The sequence below is a fragment of the Staphylococcus sp. HMSC62A08 genome, from assembly GCF_001839105.1.
GTDB lineage: Bacteria > Bacillota > Bacilli > Staphylococcales > Staphylococcaceae > Staphylococcus > Staphylococcus caprae.
This window is the reverse complement of the sequence record NZ_KV840039.1, coordinates 385,877-386,250: the sequence shown is the minus strand read 5'-3', so window position 1 is coordinate 386,250 and position 374 is coordinate 385,877. Positions and strand designations below refer to the sequence as shown.

Below are 374 nucleotides of genomic sequence, written 5' to 3'. Positions count from 1 at the left end.
AAAGCAGGACAAGACCACGATTGGTCAAAATTAGGAACTAGTATCGTTGGTATCGCTGAAAATGGTATTGGTTTATTAAGCAAAGTATTTGGCGGTTAATTTTCAAGCTAAATTATCAATCTTATTAAAAAGTTAGGGAGAGATTTTCATGACAAAATTAGCAGACGCAATTGCAAATGCAGTTAAAGCAGGACAAGACCAAGACTGGGCAAAATTAGGTACAAGCATCGTAGGAATTGCAGAAAATGGAATCAGCTTATTAGGTAAAGTATTCGGATTCTAAGTTAAACAAATTACAAATATTACAATAATCAATTACTAAAGGGAGAGATAAGAATGGAAAAATTAGCAGAAGCAATCGCAAATACAGTAAA

At 33.2% G+C, this 374-nt stretch carries 2 protein-coding genes; both read left to right on the top strand.

All coding sequences use genetic code 11. The features are described 5' to 3' along the window. Positions 1-99 (top strand): beta-class phenol-soluble modulin (locus HMPREF3264_RS07745; protein ID WP_070872825.1); only part of this gene is annotated, 99 nt, incomplete at its 5' end. A 49-nt stretch (positions 100-148) separates the two neighbouring features. Further along, on the top strand, positions 149-283 hold the full coding sequence (locus HMPREF3264_RS07740) for a beta-class phenol-soluble modulin (RefSeq protein ID WP_002442402.1): 135 nt from the start codon (positions 149-151) through the stop codon (positions 281-283). The last annotated feature ends 91 nt before the right edge of the window (positions 284-374 follow it).